At 67.1% G+C, this 14,840-nt stretch carries 15 protein-coding genes and 1 riboswitch; of the genes, 13 read left to right on the forward strand and 2 right to left on the reverse strand.

Going from position 1 to position 14,840, the window contains the following annotated elements; all coding sequences use genetic code 11:
• Positions 1–104: 104 nt before the first annotated feature.
• Positions 105–1,451 carry a histidine--tRNA ligase gene (hisS, locus tag HMI58_RS13055; protein ID WP_171620356.1) on the forward strand — a complete coding sequence of 449 codons (1,347 nt, stop codon included), beginning with the start codon at positions 105–107 and terminating at the stop codon, positions 1,449–1,451.
• A 31-nt stretch (positions 1,452–1,482) separates the two neighbouring features.
• Here hisS and HMI58_RS13060 read toward each other — a convergent pair whose 3' ends face one another.
• On the reverse strand, positions 1,483–2,733 hold the full coding sequence (locus HMI58_RS13060) for an APC family permease (RefSeq protein ID WP_171620358.1): 1,251 nt from the start codon (positions 2,731–2,733) through the stop codon (positions 1,483–1,485).
• Positions 2,734–2,850: 117 nt separating this feature from the next.
• Here HMI58_RS13060 and aspS point away from each other — a divergent pair, with 117 nt between their 5' ends.
• The 11 genes from aspS to hisF all read left to right on the forward strand — a co-directional run bounded on the left by aspS (position 2,851) and on the right by hisF (position 13,328).
• Positions 2,851–4,617, forward strand: coding sequence for an aspartate--tRNA ligase (gene aspS, locus HMI58_RS13065; protein ID WP_171620360.1), 1,767 nt, complete (start codon positions 2,851–2,853; stop codon positions 4,615–4,617).
• A 219-nt stretch (positions 4,618–4,836) separates the two neighbouring features.
• The gene (locus tag HMI58_RS13070) at positions 4,837–6,387 is read left to right on the forward strand and encodes an HNH endonuclease signature motif containing protein (RefSeq protein ID WP_171620362.1); all 1,551 of its coding nucleotides are present in this window, start codon (positions 4,837–4,839) and stop codon (positions 6,385–6,387) included.
• 225 nt (positions 6,388–6,612) lie between these two features.
• A riboswitch (FMN riboswitch) is annotated at positions 6,613–6,758 on the forward strand.
• 101 nt (positions 6,759–6,859) lie between these two features.
• On the forward strand, positions 6,860–7,540 hold the full coding sequence (pnuC, locus tag HMI58_RS13075; RefSeq protein WP_171620364.1) for a nicotinamide riboside transporter PnuC: 681 nt from the start codon (positions 6,860–6,862) through the stop codon (positions 7,538–7,540).
• A 5-nt stretch (positions 7,541–7,545) separates the two neighbouring features.
• On the forward strand, positions 7,546–8,685 hold the full coding sequence (gene ribD / locus HMI58_RS13080; protein WP_171620366.1) for a bifunctional diaminohydroxyphosphoribosylaminopyrimidine deaminase/5-amino-6-(5-phosphoribosylamino)uracil reductase RibD: 1,140 nt from the start codon (positions 7,546–7,548) through the stop codon (positions 8,683–8,685).
• Positions 8,670–9,380 carry a riboflavin synthase gene (locus tag HMI58_RS13085; protein ID WP_171586841.1) on the forward strand — a complete coding sequence of 237 codons (711 nt, stop codon included), beginning with the start codon at positions 8,670–8,672 and terminating at the stop codon, positions 9,378–9,380. The genes ribD and HMI58_RS13085 overlap by 16 nt, the downstream gene beginning before the upstream one ends.
• Entirely contained in the window at positions 9,377–10,072 is a 696-nt protein-coding gene (gene ribB / locus HMI58_RS13090; RefSeq protein ID WP_171620368.1) for a 3,4-dihydroxy-2-butanone-4-phosphate synthase, read from the forward strand. Before HMI58_RS13085 ends, ribB begins: the two co-directional genes overlap by 4 nt.
• The gene (gene ribA, locus HMI58_RS13095) at positions 10,069–10,752 is read left to right on the forward strand and encodes a GTP cyclohydrolase II (RefSeq protein WP_171620370.1); all 684 of its coding nucleotides are present in this window, start codon (positions 10,069–10,071) and stop codon (positions 10,750–10,752) included. Before ribB ends, ribA begins: the two co-directional genes overlap by 4 nt.
• Before the next feature lie 73 nt (positions 10,753–10,825).
• A complete protein-coding gene (gene ribH / locus HMI58_RS13100; RefSeq protein WP_171620372.1) occupies positions 10,826–11,305 on the forward strand; it encodes a 6,7-dimethyl-8-ribityllumazine synthase in 480 nt (159 codons plus the stop codon).
• Between the two features lie 63 nt (positions 11,306–11,368).
• Positions 11,369–11,632 (forward strand): phosphoribosyl-ATP diphosphatase, encoded by a 264-nt coding sequence (locus tag HMI58_RS13105; RefSeq protein ID WP_171586837.1) that lies wholly within the window; start codon positions 11,369–11,371, stop codon positions 11,630–11,632.
• A 72-nt stretch (positions 11,633–11,704) separates the two neighbouring features.
• On the forward strand, positions 11,705–12,547 hold the full coding sequence (gene hisG, locus HMI58_RS13110; RefSeq protein ID WP_171586836.1) for an ATP phosphoribosyltransferase: 843 nt from the start codon (positions 11,705–11,707) through the stop codon (positions 12,545–12,547).
• A 10-nt stretch (positions 12,548–12,557) separates the two neighbouring features.
• Entirely contained in the window at positions 12,558–13,328 is a 771-nt protein-coding gene (gene hisF, locus HMI58_RS13115) for an imidazole glycerol phosphate synthase subunit HisF (RefSeq protein ID WP_171620374.1), read from the forward strand.
• Between the two features lie 323 nt (positions 13,329–13,651).
• Here hisF and HMI58_RS13120 read toward each other — a convergent pair whose 3' ends face one another.
• Positions 13,652–14,299 (reverse strand): TIGR03085 family metal-binding protein, encoded by a 648-nt coding sequence (locus HMI58_RS13120; protein WP_171586853.1) that lies wholly within the window; start codon positions 14,297–14,299, stop codon positions 13,652–13,654.
• 119 nt (positions 14,300–14,418) lie between these two features.
• On the opposite strand from HMI58_RS13120, the gene hisI reads away from it, so the two are divergent.
• Complete coding sequence (gene hisI / locus HMI58_RS13125; protein ID WP_171586834.1) at positions 14,419–14,829, forward strand: phosphoribosyl-AMP cyclohydrolase; 411 nt, start codon at positions 14,419–14,421, stop codon at positions 14,827–14,829.
• The last annotated feature ends 11 nt before the right edge of the window (positions 14,830–14,840 follow it).

Here is a 14,840-nt window from a genome sequence, read left to right on the forward strand (position 1 = left end):
CCACCCCCGTGGGACCGCGCCGTTTCGCGTGGGTTCGCCGCAACCCCTAAAATGAGTGCCGCACCAGTCACCCGAAAGCGATGTACCGCAAGGAGCTCAGCCGCATGGCACGTAAGGCCTCACTGTCCGGTTTTCCCGAATGGCTGCCGGAGGAGCGCCTGGTCGAACTCCATGTGCTGGACACGCTGCGCAAAACTTTCGAGCTGCATGGCTTCTCCAACATTGAAACCCGTGCGGTGGAGACCGTTTCCCACCTGCTCCGCAAGGGCGAGATCGACAAGGAGGTGTACGCCGTCTCCCGTCTCCAGGCCGACGACGACTCCTCCAAGACACCCAGCGCTGATGACGGCCTCGCCCTGCACTACGACCTGACCGTGCCCTTCGCGCGCTACGTCGTCGAGAATTCAGGCCACCTGGCCTTCCCCTTCCGCCGCTACCAGATCCAGAAGTGCTGGCGCGGCGAGCGTCCCCAGGACGGGCGGTTCCGTGAGTTTACCCAGGCCGACATCGACGTCGTCGGCGACGGCGTCCTTCCGTTCCGGTACGACGTTGAGCTGGCCCTCGTGGTGGTCGACGCCCTTTCCGCGCTGCCGATTCCCGACTTCACCGTGCGTGTGAACAACCGGAAGCTGGCCGAGGGCTTCTACCGGGGCATCGGCCTCGAAGACACCGCCGGTGTACTGCGCAGCATCGACAAGCTGGAGAAGATCGGCGCGGAAAAGGTCACGGCGCTGCTGCAGACCGAACTCGGCGCCACCGACGATCAGGCGGCTCTCGCGCTTCGTCTCGCCTCGATCAGGACCGGCGATGTCTCCTTCGTCGACCAGGTGCGCGAGCTCGGCGTCACCCACCCGCTGCTTGAGGAGGGACTGAACGAGCTGGAGCAGGTCATCGCTGAGGCGTCGAAGCGGGCGCCAGGCCGGGTGGTTGCCGACCTGAGCATCGCCCGCGGTCTGGACTACTACACCGGCACCGTCTACGAAACTGTCCTCAATGGACATGAGTCCCTGGGGTCCATCTGCTCAGGCGGCCGCTACGACAGCCTGGCAGCCAAGGGCAACAGGACCTTCCCCGGGGTGGGTCTATCGATCGGCGTCACCCGGCTGGTGTCGCGGATCCTCAGCCAGGATTTCACTGCTGTGTCCCGACAGGTTCCCACCGCTGTCCTGATCTCGTTGACTGACGATAGCTCGTGGTCCGCCGCTCAAGACATTGCCGCCTCCCTGCGGGGCCGCGGCATCTCGGCCGAGGTGGCAGCCTCAGCCGACAAGTTCGGCAAGCAGATCAAGTTCGCTGACCGGCGCGGGATCCCGTTCGTCTGGTTCACCGCAGCGGACGGCACCCACGAGGTCAAGGACATCCGCACCGGCGCCCAGGAACCCGCGGACCCGGACACCTGGTCACCGCCAGCGGCTGACCTGGTGCCGACCGTGCTTCGCGCTGACGGCTAGGCGGCAGGCCCGGGTCCTCCCCGCGCAGTGACTAGGCTCGCCGTCGTCGTATCCCGAGGACGACGGCGCGGCCCAGGACTCCTGCCGCCAGCACGGCGACCATCATGACGACCGAGGTCGCTGGCAGGGTGAGCGCCAACAGCACGCACCCACAGAAACCCACCACGTTCAGCGCCCGCGGGGAATGCCACGGCCGCTCGGTGAGGGTGAACGCCGACAGGTTAGCGATCGCGTAGTAGATCAGCACCCCGAAGCTGGAGAAGCCCACCACCGTCAACACGTCGGTGGTCAGGAGCAGGACGATGACGACGACGGCGGTCGCCAGGTCAGCGGCATAGGGGACGCCGAAGCGCTCCCAGATTCCGGCTAGCGCCCGGGGGAGGTCCCCCTCGCGCGCCATGGCCAGCGTGGTCCTGCCGACTCCTGCGATGAGAGCCAGCAGGGCCCCCAGGCTGGCGAGGGCAGCAGCTACCGTGACCGCGGTCGTCGGGATCCCCGAGGTGGAGGCGGCGAAGACCTCCCGAAGGGGTGCAGCGGAGGTGGCGAGCGTCGTCGGGCCGAGTGCGCGGAGCAGGCCGATAGACAGCAGCAGGTATAGCACCAGGGTAAACCCGAGCGACCCGAAGATCGCGGCCGGGATGTTGCGGCGCGGATCCCAGACCTCTTCGCCCATGGTGGCGATCCGCGCGTACCCGGCGAAGGCGAAAAACAGCAACCCGGCGGCCTGCAGGACGCCGAGCCAGGTGGTGGGCAACCCGACGGCGTCGGGCGGTGGGGGTGCGGCGAAGGCTGCGACCACCACGAACGCCAGGACCGGGACCACCAGGGACACGATGATGCGGGTCATCAGCGCGGTGCGGGTAACCCCGAGCAGGTTCACGACTGTCAGGCCCACCACCGCCGCAACCGCAGCAGCGGTCTCGAATCCGGGTGCCGCATAGAGCCCAAACGTCAGGGCCATCGCCGCGCAGGAGGCGATCTTGCCCGTCACGAAACTCCAGCCAGCGACAAACCCGGGCCATGGGCCGAGCTGGCGGCGCGCGTAGACGTAGGTTCCACCGCTGTGCGGGTGGACCGCGGCGAGCTGCGCCGACGCTGCGGCATTGCAGTAGGCGACGAAACCGGCGATCGCGACCGCCACCGGCAGCCAGGTGCCCGCCGACGCGGCCGCAGGCGCGAACACCACAAACACGCCGGCGCCGATCATCGAACCGATGCCCACGGTGGTGGCGTCGAAGCCGCCCAGCTGCCGCCGAAGCCCTGGTGGGTTACTCATGGCCATGTGGTTCCCCTGCCGTGGCGGGTGGGTCCCGGTATCACCGGTAAACTCGAACGAGACGATCTTTTCATACGCGGGTAGCGCTTTTCTGCCCCGTGCCCCCCACCCGGAAGGAATGCTGTGCTGCGCACACATGACCTCGGTTCACTGCGGACCGAGCACATTGGACACACCGTCACCCTGGCAGGCTGGGTAGCCCGCCGCCGAGATCACGGCGGTGTCGCATTCCTCGACCTGCGCGACGCCTCAGGTTTCGCCCAGGTGGTGGTCCGTGAGGAGGAAGTGTTCCACGGGCTGCGCAACGAGTACGTCCTGCAGATCACCGGCTCCGTCGAGAAGCGGCCCGAGGGCAACGAGAACCCCGCACTGGCCACCGGCGGCATTGAAGTGATCGCCGAGACAGTGACCATCCTCAACACCTCCGACCCGCTGCCGTTCCAGATCGATGAGCACGTGGAGGTCGGCGAGGAAGCCCGCCTCAAGCACCGCTACCTCGACCTGCGCCGGCCCGCGCCGAACGCCAACCTCCGCCTCCGCTCCGAGGCGAACCGGGTGGCCCGCGAACTGCTGCACCAGGACGGGTACGTCGAAATCGAGACCCCCACCCTGACCCGGTCCACCCCCGAGGGTGCCCGCGACTTCGTGGTCCCGGCCCGCCTGTCACCCGGGTCCTGGTACGCCCTGCCCCAGTCCCCGCAGCTGTTCAAGCAGCTGCTCCAGGTGGGCGGCTTTGAAAAGTACTACCAGATTGCCCGCTGCTACCGCGATGAGGACTTCCGCGCGGACCGCCAGCCTGAGTTCACCCAGCTCGACATCGAAGCCAGCTTCGTGGAGCAGGACGACATCATTGCCCTGGGCGAAAACCTGGTGAAGGCACTCTGGCAGCTGATCGACGTCGAGATCCCCACCCCCATCCAGCGGATGACCTACGCCGACGCGATGGCACGGTTCGGTTCCGACAAACCCGACCTGCGGTTCGGGCTTGAGCTGACCGAGCTCACCGAGTTCTTCAAGGACACTGAGTTCGGTGTCTTCAAGGCACCCTACGTCGGCGCCGTCGTCATGCCCGGCGGTGCTTCCCAGCCGCGCCGCCAGCTCGACGCGTGGCAGGAATGGGCCAAGCAGCGCGGTGCCAAGGGTCTCGCGTATGTCCTGGTCGACGACGACGGCAGCCTCCGCGGTCCCGTCGCGAAAAACCTCACCGACGCCGAGCGCGAGGGCCTGCCCTCCGCCGTCGGTGCCAACCCGGGCGACTGCATCTTCTTCGCGGCCGGGGAGAAGACCCCGTCCCGGGCACTGCTCGGTGCAGCGCGCGTGGAGATCGGCCACCGTACCGGCCTGATCGACCCGAACGCGTGGGCCTTCGTCTGGGTGGTTGACGCACCCATGTTCGAACCGGCGTCGGCAGCTGTCGCGGCGGGCGACGTCGCCGTCGGCGGGGGAGCCTGGACGGCCGTGCACCACGCCTTCACCTCCCCGAAGCCCGAGTACATGGACACCTTCGACAAGGATCCCGAGACCGCTCTGGCCTACGCCTACGACATTGTCTGCAACGGCAACGAAATCGGCGGCGGCTCGATCCGTATCCACCAGCGTGACGTTCAGGAACGGGTCTTCTCGGTCATGGGCATCAGCCAGGAGGACGCGCAGGAGAAGTTCGGCTTCCTGCTCGAGGGATTCAAGTACGGCGCGCCCCCTCACGGCGGCATCGCGTTCGGCTGGGACCGCGTCGTTGCACTGATGGCCGGTACCGAGTCAATCCGCGACGTCATCGCGTTCCCCAAGTCCGGTGGCGGGTTCGATCCGCTGACTGCGGCGCCGGCCCCGATCACCGCGCAGCAGCGCAAGGAAGCCGGAGTGGACTTCAAGCCGGAGAAGAAGAACTAGTCTTTCACGCTCACTGAGGGGCTGCTCCCCTCAAACCCCCCGCCGAGGAGTTGGATCTGGCGGGCCCAGCGCTCCTGGGTCCACCCGACCTCGCTCCTCGGCGGGTGTGTTTAAGGAGCTTTCGGGGCCCTCGATTACGCCGGAAAAACTTGGAGAAACTTTCTCGAGATCCTCTTTTGTGACCCTTATTTTGGGGGTGGCGGGTGATGGACTTGAGATATGAAAAGCCCCAACGCTTCTTCTGCTGGGACGGGATTTCTTCCCGGATTCGGGTCTGATCCGGCCGCGGATGGCGGGGCCGGGGATGCTTCTGCGGGGGCGCCGGGTGAAGCTGGTCCTGGCTCGGCCAGGTATGGGGCTGATGGGCCGTTGGGTGGCGAGGCGTTCTGGGCGGCTCCCGTGGGTGATACGGGCGTCTTCACTGGTGTTCCCGGTGTGGGTGCTGGCGGATCGTCTGGGCGGGAGCGCGCCAGCGACGGGCCGCCGGCGTTGACGGGATGGCTGGGGCTGACCCCGGTGGGGGAGTTGGATCATTCCGAAGCCGTTGATGCGTTGAAGGATCTGGCCGAGTTGCGGTCGTGGGCAGATGCGCAGGAGGCCAAGGTTGTCACCCGGATTGCGGATTTGACGGCCGAGTCGGCGGGTCCGGCGGGGCGGTTGGGGTATGCCCGGATGGTGACGGAGTCCGAGATTGGTGCTGCGTTGCGTGTTCCGGAGCGGTCTGCGGGGTCACTGATTGAGCACAGTGAGTTGTTGACCCGGCATTACCGGGTGGCGTTGGCCGCGTTGGAGGGCGGGAAGCTCTCGAAGCGGCATGCGTGGGCGGTGGTGGAGGAGGCCACCGGCATCCCTGACCTGGTGCCCGCGGTGACGGCGGCGTTCGAGCAGCGTCTGGTGGGGATGGCGGGCAAAACGACGGTGACCCGGTTCTGTTATCAGGCGCGGCGGTTGCGGGAGCGATTGCATCCGGAGTCGATCAGTGTCCGGCATGCGAAGGCGGTGCAGGGGAGGCTGGTGCAGTTGACCCCGCAGCGGGATGGGATGGCCTGGCTGGAAGCCTACCTACCCGTGGATCAGGCTGCCGGGATCTTCCACCGCGTCGACACCGCAGCCCGCCACCTACAGGGCCCCGACGAGTCTCGTACGCTCGCCCAATTGCGGGCTGACGTCCTGGCAGACGTCCTCACCAGCGCCGGTGCCACCGGGCACATAGCTGACGGCTACAGTAACCCCACGGAACCTAACGACAGCGGCGCCTCCTATTGGGGTGTGCAGGCGAAGGTGTTCGTGACCGTCCCGGTGATGACCCTCCTCGGCGGGGACGCGCCGGGAGAGTTGGAAGGGTACGGGCCGATTGACCCCGAGACCGCCCGGAGACTCGCCGGGCATGCCCCCTCGTTCACAAGGATTCTTACCCACCCGTTCACCGGGGCGAGGCTTGGGGCCGATGCCACCACCTACCGGGTTCCGAAGGACCTGCAAGATGCGGTCAGGGTGCGGGATCGGACGTGTCGGCATCCGGGGTGTAACCGGTTGGCGGTGTTCTGCGAACTCGACCACACCACACCCTGGTCACACGGCGGGAAAACCAGCTACGGCAATTTGGCGGCATTGTGTAAACGCCACCACAAACTCAAATCCGAAGGCTACTGGCACTACCGACAACCCGAACCCGGAATGATCATCGCCATCTCACCCGCCGGCGAAACCTACCTCACCCGACCAGACCCACCACCGGCGCCTCTCCCTGAAACCCCACCACCTTTCTAAAGATTCAAGCACCTTCCATCACCGAAGCGGGCAAGCCTGACAACGCAGTGCGCGCGTCAACGCCATGGGCGTGAACCGGCGCGAACCCCGGTGACACGAACCCGAATGCACGAACCGGCGTGAACCCGAACGGCGGGATTAGCGAACCGGGACGGATTGTGCACGTTATGGAATGTGACGGGAATGGACACACGCTTAATCCGGTTATGAAATACTGATACACACAAACATGCTCCGGGGTCGGTGTAATTCCGAACCGGCGGTTATAGTCCGCGACCCGTCCGCTGTCAGTGCTACCGCGCTGGCGTGGCCGGTTGAGCCGGTGAAATTCCGGCACCGACAGTTAAAGTCTGGATGGGAGAAGCATGTGCAGCCTCGGCTGTGCTGGTTTGCTGGCGCCTTATCGCGCCGTCACCGGCACTGGCCGTTCCTGTCGTACCCCGGAGCATACCGCTCAAGACAAGGGGACGACATGGATTTTCTGAGGTGGTTGTTCGACGCTCAGATCCCTGTTGCCGGTAGCTCGCTGTTGCTCCGCGAGGTGATCGGCAACGTCTTCGGGCTGCTCAGCGCACTCGGCGGGATGCGCAGGAAACTGTGGGCCTGGCCCGTCGGCATCGTCGGAAACCTGCTCCTCCTCACCGTCTTCCTCGGTTCCTTCTTTGGCGGGGCCGACGCCGCCAACCTCCTGGGACAGGCCGGCCGCCAGATCATGTTCATCGCCGTCGCCGTCTACGGCTGGCGACAGTGGCGTGCCAGCGCCCAGCCCGACGGCCACGCCATCACGCCGCGGTGGGCTCCCACCCGCGCACGGATCGGCCTGGTCGCTGGCATGATCCTCGGCACCGTCGCGATCACACCCCTTTTCCGGATGCTCGGCTCCTACGAACCGGTGTGGGCAGACGCCTGGACGTTCGTCGGATCGCTCCTCGCCACCATCGGCATGGCCAAGGGGTGGGTCGAGTTCTGGCTCATCTGGGTGGCCGTCGACGTCGTCGGGGTGCCCCTGCTGTTCAGCGCCGGCTACTACGCCACCGCCTTCATGTACCTGTTCTACGGGATCTTCACCCTGATCGGTTTCTTCGTCTGGATGCGCGCCCGGGAGACCAAACCCCGCGTCGACGTCCTGCTACCAGACCCCACACTCCGGTGACCGCCATGACCCACATCGACCCGGCCGCGGCACCGGACGCCGAAACGACAGCGATGCAGCGCGCCCTCGACCTCGCGGGCCGCGGTGTCCGCGGCGCCAACCCCCTGGTGGGGTCGGTCATCCTTGACGAACAGCAGCGGGTTATTGGAACCGGTTACCATCAGGGCGCCGGCACACCGCACGCGGAAATCGCAGCCCTTGCCGACGCCCGGGCACAGCGCGCTGACCTGACCGGGTGCACCCTCGTTTGCACCCTCGAACCCTGCAGCCATGCGGGCCGCACCGGACCCTGCACCCAGGCCATCGTTGCCGCGGGTATCGCCCGCGTGGTCTTCGCCGCCCACGACGACCACGGCCCCGCCTCCGGTGGCGGGAGCTGGCTCCGCACCCAAGGCGTCGATACTGTGGGCGGGCTGCTCGCCGATGAGGCACAGCTCCTGAACCATCGCTGGCGTGCCGCCACCAGTTCACGCCGGCCATTCATCACGCTCAAGACCGCCCAGACCCTCGACGGCCGCGTCGCAGCCACCGACGGCACCAGCCAGTGGATCACCGGCCCCGAGTCACGCAGCGACGGGCACGCGATCCGACGCCGTGCCGACGCTGTGCTCGTCGGCACCGGCACCGTGCTTGCCGATGACCCCCGGCTGTCGGCACGGCACGCCGACGGCACAAACGCCGTGCGGCAGCCCCTGCGGGTGGCGATGGGCCTGCGCGCCGTCCCCGACGACGCCGCGATCCGCGCCGGAAACTTCGTCCAGCTCGCTACCCGCGATCCGTGGGAAGTGGTGAAGCACCTGTACGACGACGGCGTCGGCCACCTGATGATCGAGGGCGGCCCCACCATCGCCACCGCCTTCCTCGCCGCGGGACTGGTGGACGAACTGTTTATCTACCAGGCGCCCCTGCTCCTCGGAACCGGCACCCCGGCCATCCAGGGCCTCGGGATCGGGTCCCTGCAGGACGCCAGCAGGTGGGCGCTCGATCCCCATGGCGGCGCGGCGATCAGCCAGTGCGGCAGCGACGTCCGTCTCCACCTCAGTCCGGTCCCGGCCGACGACGGGCCCAGCACGCCGGCACCACCGAAGTCTTCTCACCGAACGATCACCAGCAGCAAAGGAACCAGCACATGTTCACAGGAATAGTCGCCGAAAAGGGCAGTGTTGTCTCACTTGAGGTCGCGGCAGACCAGACAAGCGCCGTCCTCGTGTTCGACGCGCCCACCACCGGACAGGATCTGGGCTTCGGCGGGTCTATTGCCGTCAACGGCGTCTGCCTCACCGCGACCAGCGTCGACGAGGGCAGGATCGTGGTCGACGTGATGGGGGAGACCCTGCTCCGGACCACCACCGGTCTGCTCGCTCCCGGCAGCGCCGTGAACCTGGAACGATGCGTCCCGGCGACCGGACGGCTGGACGGACACGTTGTCCAGGGCCACGTTGACGGCATCGGAACCCTGCTGGAGCGTGAGAACCAGGGCGCCTGGCACCGGCTGCGGTTCGGCCTTCCCACCCGGCTGGCCCGGTACGCGGCAGAGAAGGGGTCAGTCACCGTCGACGGCGTTTCCCTCACCATCAGCGCCGTCAGTGCAGCCTCCGCCCCTGACCCTTGGTTCGAGGTGGGATTGATTCCGACCACCCTGCGGGAGACGAACCTCGGTGTGAAACAGCCGGGCGACTCGGTGAACCTGGAAATGGATGTGCTCGCCAAGTACGCGGAGCGGCTGATGAGCTTCATGCTGCCCGCCTGGCAGTCGCCGAACACCCAGTCTCTGCCCATCCAGAAACCCGCGGTCAGCAAGCCCACGGTCCCGCCAGCGATCGTCGAGCCCCTGTCATGACCACCCACGACACCGAACCTGCGGCCCAGCCCATCCGGCTCGACACCGTCCCCGCTGCGGTGGCGGCGATGGCCGCTGGCCGGGCCGTCGTCGTCGTCGACGACGAGCGCCGCGAAAACGAGGGCGACATCATCTTCGCCGCCCAGTTCGCCACCGAACAGCTGGTCGGCTGGACCGTCCGCTACACCTCGGGCGTCCTCTGTGTCCCCATCTCCGGAGAGGTGGCTGACCGTTTGCTGCTGCCGCCGATGACCGCCGTCAACGAAGACGCCAAGGGCACCGCGTACACGGTGTCCTGCGACGCGGCCGTGGGGGTCTCCACCGGCATCAGCGCCGCAGACAGGGCCCGAACTGCTCGCCTGCTCGCCGATCCGACGACGACGGCGGCCGACCTCACGCGGCCGGGGCATCTGTTCCCGTTGCGCGGGGCACCCGGCGGGGTCAGTGAACGCCCCGGACACACCGAGGCGGGCCTGCAACTGTGTGCCCTCGCCGGTCTGGAACCCGCGGCGGTCATCGCCGAGGTGGTCCACGACGAAGGTCACATGATGCGACTACCCGCACTGCGTGACTTCGCCGATGTGCACGGCCTGCCCCTGATCTCGATCAAGGACCTGCTCAGCTACACAGCCGCCGGGCAGGCTGAACACACCGCACCCACTACACCCGCTGCAGAAAAGGACCTGCGATGACCACTTCCGATGTGACGACCTCCAACCTGACCGGCTCCAACGTGCCCCCCTCCAACGTCACCGGCGGGCCGGTGGTAACCCTCCCGACCGCCTTCGGACCCTTCACCACCCAGGCCTGGACGGACGAGGTAACTGGGGTGGAGCATCTCAGCCTCTCCGCGGTCGGGAACGGCCAGGCGAACCAGAACGGCACTGTACCCCTGGTCCGGCTGCATTCCGAGTGCCTGACCGGTGACGTCTTTTCCTCCTTCCGCTGCGACTGCGGCGAGCAGCTGGAGCAGGCCCTGCAGCTCATCACCGAGCAGGGCGGCACCGTGCTGTACCTGCGCGGCCAGGAAGGCAGGGGCATCGGCCTCGCCAACAAGATCCGCGCCTACGCGCTGCAGGACACCGGCGCAGACACCATCGAAGCCAACGAGCAGCTCGGACTCCCCGTGGACTCGCGGGATTACCAGGCGGCAGCAGCGATCCTTCACCAGCTCGGTTTGCAGTCGATACGACTGCTCAGCAACAACCCGGAGAAGCGGGACAAGCTCCAGCTCCACGGCATCGAGGTCACCGCCATGGTGCCCTCCGAGGTGCCGGCGCGGGCCGAGAACCAGCGGTACCTCCAAACGAAGCGCGACCGGCTCAACCACCGGCTGACCCTCCTCGAAGACCACGGGCTCCAGCAAAGCTGATCCGGCGGTCACGAGCAATCAACCAGTACTGACAACGCATCACCGACTAGTTACTGCAGGAAAGAGACACACCATGAGCGGCCACGGCGCACCCACCCTGAACCTCAGCCACCTGTCCGGGGTGAGCCCTCTGCGGCTCGCCGTCGTCGCCGCCAGTTGGCACACCGAGATCATGGACGGGCTGCTCGACGGCGCCCTCCGCGCCGCGAAAGATGCAGGCATCGAACCCACAGTGGTCAGGGTTCCAGGGAGTTTTGAACTACCCGTCGCCGCCGCCCGGCTGGCACCGCACTTCGACGCGGTGGTGGCCCTCGGCGTCGTCATCCGCGGCGGCACCCCGCACTTCGACTACGTGTGCCAGGCGGCCACCTCAGGCCTGACCGACGTCAGTGTCCGCACCGGCATCCCGGTAGGGTTCGGCGTCCTGACCTGCGACACGGAACAGCAGGGCCTGGACCGTGCGGGTCTGCCCGGGTCCAGCGAGGACAAGGGCTACGAGTCGGTGGCCGCCGCGCTGACCACCGCCGCCGTCCTGGACAGCTGGCAGGGATAGAGCTTTGTCACACCTAACCCACCGAATGAGGCTCAATGCCGCCAACCCAGTAACGTTGGCAGTGTGAAAAGCTTCGAATCCCTCTTCGCTGAACTCAGCGCCAAAGCCATCGACCGCCCGGACGGGTCGCGGACCATCGCCGAACTCGACTCCGGCGTCCACGGCATCGGCAAGAAGGTGGTCGAGGAGGCCGCCGAGGTGTGGATGGCCGCCGAGTACGAATCCGATGAGGCAGCCGCCGAGGAAATCTCCCAGCTGCTTTACCACCTGCAGGTCCTGATGATCGCCAAGGGTCTGACGCTGAACGACGTGTACAAGCATCTCTAGGCACCATTCCGCCAGGATCCAGGTGCCCCAGCAGCAGACCTCCCTTCGAACCTTCAGCGAAAGAAAACCTCCATGCTTCGTGTAGCAGTCCCCAACAAGGGCGCCCTGTCCGAATCAGCCTCCGCCATGCTCGCCGAGGCCGGCTACCGCCAGCGCCGCGACACCCGCGAACTGGTCCTCGAAGACCCCGACAACGGGGTCGAGTTCTTCTTCCTCCGCCCCCGCGACATCGCCGTGTACGTGGGCGCTGGAACACTCGACGTCGGCATCACCGGCCGCGACCTGTTCCTTGACGCCGACGTCGACGCCGAGGAGCGCCTGACCCTCGGGTTTGGCGCCTCGACCTTCCGGTTCGCCGGCCCGGTCGGGCACTTCAGCAACGTCGCCCAGCTCGACGGCAAGCGGTTGGCCACCAGCTATGACGGGCTGCTGCGCCGTTTCCTCGCCGACCACGGAGTGGACGCCACAGTGGTGCGCCTCGACGGTGCGGTGGAATCCTCGGTGCGTCTGGGCGTCGCCGACGCGATCGCCGACGTCGTCGAGACCGGCAACACGCTCAAGGCCGCCGGAATGGAAATCTTCGGCGACCCGATCCTGCGCAGCGAGGCCGTCCTGATCGGCCGCAGCGGAGACACGCCGGCCGGCCTCGATGTGCTGATCCGTCGGCTGCAGGGTGTTCTCGTGGCACGCCAGTACGTGCTGATGGACTACGACATCCGCAAGGACCTCGTCGACGCCGCAGCCGCGCTGACCCCCGGCCTGGAATCCCCGACGGTCTCGCCGCTCCGCGACTCCGACTGGGTGGCCGTCCGCTCGATGGTGCTGCGCACCCACACCAACCGGATCATGGACGAGCTGTACGAGCTCGGCGCCCGCGCCATCCTCGTCAGCACCATCCACGCCTGCAGGGTCTAGGACGGCAGCCATGGGTGTAGCCATTCGCGTCATCCCGTGCCTCGATGTCGACGCCGGCCGCGTGGTGAAGGGCGTCAACTTCGCCGACCTGCGCGACGCCGGTGACCCGGTGGAGCTCGCGCACCGGTACGACCGGGCCGGCGCCGACGAACTGACCTTCCTCGACGTGACCGCGTCCTCCGGCAACCGGGACACCACGTTCGACGTCGTCGCGCGCACCGCCGAGGAGGTCTTCATCCCGTTGACCGTCGGCGGGGGAGTGCGCGGGATCGCCGACGTCGACAAGCTGCTGCGCTTCGGCGCGGACAAGGCCTCGATCAACACGGCGGCTGTCAGCCGGCCCGAGGTGATCGACGAAATCACCAGCCACTTCGGATCACAGGTGCTGGTGCTGTCGCTCGATGCCCGGCGCGTGCCGGGCGGCGGGACGCCGTCGGGCTATGAAGTCACGACGCATGGCGGCCGGCAGGGCACCGGGATCGACGCAGTGCAGTGGGCCCGCGAGGCTGCCGACCGTGGGGTGGGCGAGATCCTGCTCAACTCGATCGACGCTGACGGCACCAAGGCCGGGTTCGACCTGGAGATGATCCGTGCGGTGCGGGCGGCAGTGAAGGTTCCACTGATCGCCTCCGGCGGGGCCGGCTTGCCGGAGCACTTCCCGCCTGCCGTCCAGGCCGGTGCCGATGCGGTGCTGGCGGCGTCGGTGTTCCACTTCGGGCCGCTGGACGCCATCGCCCAGGTCAAGAAGGCCATCAGCGACGCGGGCTTCCCCGTCCGATAGCTGGGATTTGGTGCTTGGGTGGGCCAGTGAGCCCTCCCACCTGAACGGGCGGGTCGGCGGGCTTCCCGACGCTGCCATCTTCTGTGCAGCTGTGGCGGGTTCCCCCTACCGTTCGTGCAGCTGTGGCGGGTGAGGGCCCTTGCAACCCGCCACACGTGCACAACCTGTCCGACGGCGGCGTCTCGCAAGGGTGGGTACCCGCCACACGTGCACAAAGTGCCCGACGGCGGCACCCTCACGAGCCTTCGCACCCGCCACATGTGCACAAATGTGCCCGACGGCGGAGGGTTACGTTCGGAGGAAGCGGTTAGCCAGGCGGGTGGCTACAGGCCGACTTCGGCGCTGTCCAGCAGCGCGACGGCGTCGGGCTGGCCCTCGAACGTGACGAGGGCGTGGCGGGTCCGGCCGTGGGCGTGCATCAGGAGCTCGCCGGGATCGCCCTTGATGGCGACGGACACGGGCGCTCGTTTCGCGACATGACGCAGCCCGTCGGAGCGCACCAGCACAATCCCCAGGTCCACCCCACGGTAGAGAATCGCGGCGCGTTTGATCAGTTCGTCCCAGAGCGCGTTCGAGTAATCCTCGTCCAGGGCGCGCGGCGCCCACCGGCTCCGTGCGCGACGGACGTCCTCGGTGTGGACGAAGTATTCGATCAGGTTGGCGCTGGCATCCAGCGACTTGGACCGCTTCAGCGGGGAGTAGAAGGGATGCCCGGCGAGGAAATCGTCGACCAGCTTCTTGAAACCCTCAACTGACTCCGCCTTGGCGGCGAGTTTGCGGACCGACTTGTCGGACACGGCGGCCAGGGGCTTGATGACCATGGCAAGGCCAACTGCCGGTCGATGTTCCCGCAGGTAAAGGTGGGCGGCGAGCTCTTTGGCCTGCCAGCCATCGCACAGCGTCGGCGAATGGGGCCCTGCTGCGAGAAGCGTTTCGGCCAGGACTTCGCGGGAAGGTTCTACATATTGCATCACTGCTGAAACTAGCAGATCCGGTGCTTCTTGGCACGGGGAACCGCCGCGCCGCACCACCCTGAAGCACTCAACCGTCCGTCAGCTGGCCAGCTGGTGTCGCGATAGAATTGACGGTGATGCCATCACAGACCGATACCCCGTCAACGCCCGATTCTTCCACCGGCTCAGCCCTTGATCCGCAGATCGCTGCTGCCCTCAAACGCGACCCCGCTGGGCTGGTCGCAGCGGTGATCCAGCAGCACGATTCGGGGGAGGTCCTGATGCTCGGCTGGATGGATGACGAGGCTGTCCACCGCACCCTCACCACTGGTCGGGTCACCTTCTTCTCCCGGTCCCGGAACGCCTACTGGCGCAAGGGCGACACCTCGGGCCACATCCAGTGGGTCAAGTCGGCGGCCATCGATTGCGACGGCGACGCCCTCCTCATCCGCGTCGACCAGGTGGGCGCCGCCTGCCACACTGGCACCCGGACCTGCTTCGACGGCAGGGACCTCGCCGTGGTCACCGGTCCCGACACCTCCCACTAGCGGCCCACGCG

This window comes from Arthrobacter sp. 147(2020) (genome assembly GCF_013116715.1).
Taxonomy (GTDB): Bacteria; Actinomycetota; Actinomycetes; order Actinomycetales; family Micrococcaceae; genus Arthrobacter_D.